Genomic DNA, 1512 nt, shown 5'->3' on the forward strand with positions numbered 1-1512 from the left:
CGCGGAGACCAGCGGGTAGCGGTCCATGTAGAGGGCGTTGGCCTTGATCGCGGGGAGGCAGTACTCCTCGGCGAACTCGTCCTTCGCGTCGGCCACCTCGGCCTCGACCGCTCCAGCTGCCGGGTCCGGCGCACAAGAGCGCCGAGGGTGCCGTCCGGCTCGATCTGCGTGGTGACGCCCAGGTCCGGGCCGCCTTCCGGGAGCTGACGGAGCGTTTCGGGGAGCGGACGACCGGGGTGCTGGTGCAGGCGCTCGCGGGGCGGGGCACGGAGCTGTTCGCGGGGGTCGTCCAGGACGGGGTGTTCGGCCCGCTCGTCCTGTTCGGTCTCGGCGGGACGGCGACGGAGGTCCTCGCCGACCACGCGGCCCGCCTCGCCCCGCTCACCGACCACGACGTGCACGACCTGATGACGTCCCCGCGCTGCGCGCCCCTGCTGTCCGGCACGGACGGCGCCGGCCCACTGGCGTCGGGGGACCTGGAGCAGCTGCTCCTGCGGCTGTCCCGGATGGCGGCCGACCTGCCGCAGCTCGCCGAGGCCGACTTCAACCCGGTCCTCGTCGCGCCGGACGGCGTCACCGTGCTCGACGCCCGGATACGGCTGCTGCCGCACCGGGCCCACGACCCCTACCTGCGCCGACTCAGGTGAGAAGGAAACCGATATGAAGCACGACATGGTGGGCTCCGTGATGACCTCGGACGTCGTCCGCACCGTGCGCGACACCTCGTTCAAGGAGGTCGCGCGGCTCCTGGCCGAGCACCGCATCAGCGGACTGCCGGTGGTGGACGGCGACGACAAAGTCCTCGGGGTGGTCTCCGAGACCGACCTGCTGCTGCGCCGGGCCGCTGCCGAACCTCCCGCTCCGGCCCGGCTGACCCGGGCGGCCCGGCGCCGGGCCGCCAAGGCGAAGGCCCGTACGGCGGGGCAGCTCATGTCCTGGCCGCCGGTCACCGTGCACGCCGAGGACTCCATCGCGGAAGCCGCCCGCACCATGGCCGAGCACCATGTGGAGCGGCTCCCGGTCCTCGACGTGGAGGACCGGCTCGTCGGCATCGTCACCCGCAGCGACCTGCTCCGGGTGTTCCTGCGGCCTGACCCGGAGATCCGCGCCGAGATCGTGGACGAGGTCCTCGTCCGTGGTCTGCTGCTGCCTCCGTTCGGCGTCGACGTCTTCGTGACGGAGGGCGTGGTGACGCTGCGCGGGCGGCTGGAACGCCGGAGCGACACCGAGATCGCGGTGGCCATGACCCGCCGTGTCGACGGCGTGGTGGACGTCCTGGACCAGCTGACCCACCGCCTGGACGACACCCACAACCGCGAAGAACCGTGACAGGAAAGGAGCACGTCATGACCATCCTGATCGCCCACGGCACCACCAACGGCTCCACGGCCCGCATCGCCGAGGCCGTCGCCGCCGCCCTGCGCGAACGGGGCCTGACCGTCGAGGTGCGCCCCGCCGGTGCCGTGAAGGACCTGGCCCCGTACGACGCGGTCGTCGTCGGCGGCGCGCTGT

At 72.8% G+C, this 1512-nt stretch carries 2 protein-coding genes and 2 pseudogenes; 3 read left to right on the plus strand and 1 reads right to left on the minus strand.

Annotated features, from left to right (window positions below):
* Positions 1-120 (minus strand): annotated as a pseudogene (locus ACVNF4_RS35865) (argininosuccinate synthase domain-containing protein); the annotation flags it as partial.
* On the opposite strand from ACVNF4_RS35865, the pseudogene ACVNF4_RS35870 reads away from it, so the two are divergent.
* The 3 genes and pseudogenes from ACVNF4_RS35870 to ACVNF4_RS35880 form a co-directional block, all read left to right on the plus strand.
* Positions 120-647 (plus strand): annotated as a pseudogene (locus ACVNF4_RS35870) (acetate--CoA ligase family protein); the annotation flags it as partial. The pseudogenes ACVNF4_RS35865 and ACVNF4_RS35870 sit on opposite strands and share 1 nt — an antisense overlap.
* Before the next feature lie 13 nt (positions 648-660).
* Positions 661-1329 carry a CBS domain-containing protein gene (locus ACVNF4_RS35875; protein ID WP_461807014.1) on the plus strand — a complete coding sequence of 223 codons (669 nt, stop codon included), beginning with the start codon at positions 661-663 and terminating at the stop codon, positions 1327-1329.
* Positions 1330-1346: 17 nt separating this feature from the next.
* Positions 1347-1512, plus strand: a 166-nt coding sequence (locus ACVNF4_RS35880) for a flavodoxin domain-containing protein (protein ID WP_461807015.1), incomplete at its 3' end; no start/stop codon positions are given.

It is taken from the genome of Streptomyces sp. S6 (assembly GCF_054880855.1).